Origin of the sequence: Zavarzinia sp. (genome assembly GCF_041650655.1) — a bacterium.
Lineage (GTDB): Bacteria > Pseudomonadota > Alphaproteobacteria > Zavarziniales > Zavarziniaceae > Zavarzinia.
This window is the reverse complement of the sequence record NZ_JBAZKR010000238.1, coordinates 1-3,021: the sequence shown is the minus strand read 5'-3', so window position 1 is coordinate 3,021 and position 3,021 is coordinate 1. Positions and strand designations below refer to the sequence as shown.

The following is a 3,021-nucleotide window of genomic DNA, read 5'->3' as shown; positions in this document are numbered from 1 at the left end:
CGGGCTAACGATCGTGCCGCTGCTGTTCATGCTGTTCACGGCGCAGGACTTCCCGGTCGAGCACAGCATGCATCTGGCGCTCGGCACCTCGATGGCGACCATCGTGCTTACCTCGATCGCCAGCATGCGCGCCCATCACAGCCACGGCGCCGTGCGCTGGGACATCGTGAAGAGCTTCGCCCCGGGACTGGTGGCCGGCACACTGGGCGGTTCCTTCATCGCGACCTGGGTGCCGACGCGGCCCCTGGCGATGGTGTTCACCGCGATCGTGTACTACGCCTCGATGCAGATGATGCTCGACTTCAAGCCCAAGCCGCACCGCCAGTTGCCGGGCACTTTCGGCATGGTCGTCGCTGGCACGCTGGTCGGCGTGGTGTCGAGCCTGGTCGCAGCCGGTGGCGGCTTCCTGACGATCCCCTTCATGGTGTTCTGCAACGTGGTGATCCACCAGGCGGTGGGCACTTCCTCGGCGCTGGGCTTTCCCATCGCCGTCGCCGGTACCGTCGGCTACATCATCAGCGGCCTGAAAACGTCGGGCCTGCCGGAATATTCGCTGGGCTACATCTATCTGCCCGCCTTCATCGGCGTCGTCGCCGTCAGCTTCCTCATGGCGCCGGTGGGCGCGCGACTGGCGCACAAGCTGCCGGTGAAGCAGTTGAAGCGCGCCTTCGGCGGCTTCCTCGCGCTGCTGGCGACGAAGATGCTGCACGGCCTGCTGACCTAGCCGGCGCTAACGCACCGTCTTGGCGTCCTGCCCGAACAGCAGCTTCTTCGCCGCATCGTCCATCACCGGCGCCGGATTGATCTGCTTCGCCAGCGCGTAGGCGCGCTGCGTCGCGGGGCGCTCGCCGATCGCGGCGAACCAGCGTTTCAGGTTCGGAAAATCATCGAGATTCTGTCCCTGCTTCTCGTGCGGCACGATCCACGGATAGCAGGCCATGTCGGCGATCGAATAGTCGCCGGCGACAAACTCGCGGTCGGCCAGCCGCTTGTTCAGCACGGCGTAGAGCCGCGCCGTCTCCTTGGTGTAGCGCTCGATGGCGTAGGGGATCTTCTCCGGCGCGTATTGCGTGAAATGGTGGTTCTGCCCCGCCATCGGCCCGAGGCCGCCCATCTGCCAGAACAGCCACTGAATGGTTTCGGTGCGCCCGCGCAGGTCGGGCGCGATGAAGCGCCCCGTCTTGTCCGCAAGGTAGAGCAGGATGGCGCCCGATTCGAATACCGACAGCGGCGCGCCGCCGTCGGCGGGAGCGTGATCGACGATGGCCGGCATCCGGTTGTTCGGCGATATCTTCAGGAATTCCGGTGCGAACTGCTCGCCCTTGCCGATGTTGATCGGCACGATGCGATGCGGCAGGCCGGTTTCTTCAAGGAACATCGTGATCTTGTGGCCGTTGGGCGTGGTCCAGTAGTAGAGATCGATCATGTGGTCTGCTCCATGCGTTGCGCGATGCGGCGCGCGGCTTCGCGCGCCCAAAGGGCGTAAATCGGCGGCCCCGGGTGGAAGCCGTCCCCGGCCATGGCCGAGGTATCCATCATCTCATGGCCTAGGGCGAGGAATTCGCAGCCGGAGCGGCCCGCCGCCACGTCCGCCAGCACCCGGTTGAAATCGCGCGCACGGTTGCCGACATACCAGCGCAAGGGCTGCGGCAGCGCCGGAAAACGGTGCATCGGCGGCAGGCCGGAGAGCAGGATGTGGCGCGCGCCGAAGCGCGATTGCAGCACGGCGATCAATTCCTGCTGCGCGCGGCGCCATGTCGCCAGCGATACGCGTCCCGTGACATCGTTCACGCCCAGCGAGGTGACGACCACGTCGAACGCCCCGTCCGGCAATCCCTGCAGATGATCCAGCATGTCGGCGGTGGTGGCGCCGGTAAAGGCCAGCAGCTTCCAGCGCAGCCGGAAAGTCGGCGCCAGCGAGACGGCGAGTTGTCCGGAAAGGGCCTCGTCCTGCGTCTGCGCGCCGACGCCGGCGGCGGCGGAGTCGCCGAGCACCAGCAGGCGCAGCGGCTTGCCGCTGCCGACTTCCCCTTCGCGCGGCCCGTCGGGTTCGGGCAGCAAGGGCGTGGTGCGCCGCACGCGCCGCCCTTGTGCCAGCAGCACCGGGCCGAGCGCAAGGGTGGACAGCGCGTGGCGCAGGCTCAATGCCGGTGGTGCGCGGCGGTGCGCACGGCCAGATAGACTTCGCGCAGGAACAGGCTGAGCCCGGAGATCATGGCCAGCATGGCGCCGATGAACACCGTCGCCACGCTACGCGCCAGGTCGATGCCGAGCAGCGCGCCGAGAAACGCGCCGGCAACCACCAGGCAAACCAGCAGCGCGGACAGCACAGCACAGAAGATCGCGAAATAGATCAGCCGGGTGCGGCGCTGGAGATTGGCAATCTCGGTCTCCGCCGCCTCGGCCTCACCCGGCTCGCGGGCGCGCATCCGCTCCTGCACCACGCGCCGGCGATCGACGATGCGGCCGAGCCGGGTGTTCAGCGCATTGATCAGCGTGGCGATCGCGGTGAGCAGGAACACCGGCGCGACCGCAAGCTGGATGACATGGCTGATGTCGGTGAGATTCGGATTCATGGCTTCAGGTCCTTGCCTCCGCCAGCAGCAGCGAAATCTGCGCGTCCTTGTCCTGCCAAAGCTTTTGCACCCACTGGCTGAAGGCCTCGCGCACGGCGGGATCGCCGGCGTAATCGCCCTTCATCAGTTGTTCCGGCACCGGCAGGCTCTGCACCCGCACGATCACGCGCCGCATCCGGCCACAGAGAAAATCCCAGAAATTCGGCGTGCCGTCCGGATAAACGATGGTGACGTCCAGTATCGCCCGGAAGCGGTCGCCCATGGCGTTGAGCGCCAGCGCGATGCCGCCCGCCTTGGGCTTGAGCAGGTGGCGGTAGGGCGATTGCTGGCGCCGGTGCTTGGCCGGCGTGAAGCGCGTGCCTTCGAGAAAGTTCATGACGCTGGTCGGGATCAGGGCGAATTTCTCGCAGGCCTTGCGCGTCGCCGCCTGATCCTTGCCGCGCAT

5 protein-coding genes are annotated in these 3,021 nt (G+C 66.8%); 1 reads left to right on the top strand and 4 read right to left on the bottom strand.

All coding sequences use genetic code 11. The annotated features are described in order from the left end of the window. The coding region (locus WC493_RS22845) for a sulfite exporter TauE/SafE family protein (protein ID WP_373068875.1) at nt 1-724 on the top strand (724 nt) is incomplete at its 5' end. 6 nt (nt 725-730) lie between these two features. Here WC493_RS22845 and WC493_RS22840 read toward each other — a convergent pair. The 4 genes from WC493_RS22840 to WC493_RS22825 all read right to left on the bottom strand — a co-directional run. Further along, the gene (locus WC493_RS22840; RefSeq protein ID WP_373068873.1) at nt 731-1,426 is read right to left on the bottom strand and encodes a glutathione S-transferase N-terminal domain-containing protein; all 696 of its coding nucleotides are present in this window, start codon (nt 1,424-1,426) and stop codon (nt 731-733) included. Then, nucleotides 1,423-2,145 carry an SGNH/GDSL hydrolase family protein gene (locus tag WC493_RS22835; RefSeq protein ID WP_373068871.1) on the bottom strand — a complete coding sequence of 241 codons (723 nt, stop codon included), beginning with the start codon at nt 2,143-2,145 and terminating at the stop codon, nt 1,423-1,425. Before WC493_RS22835 ends, WC493_RS22840 begins: the two co-directional genes overlap by 4 nt. After that, nucleotides 2,142-2,576, bottom strand: a complete 435-nt coding sequence (locus tag WC493_RS22830; RefSeq protein WP_373068869.1) for a DUF2721 domain-containing protein — start codon at nt 2,574-2,576, stop codon at nt 2,142-2,144. The genes WC493_RS22835 and WC493_RS22830 overlap by 4 nt, the downstream gene beginning before the upstream one ends. Before the next feature lie 4 nt (nt 2,577-2,580). Beyond that, nucleotides 2,581-3,021 (bottom strand): acetyltransferase (locus tag WC493_RS22825; protein ID WP_373068867.1); only part of this gene is annotated, 441 nt, incomplete at its 5' end.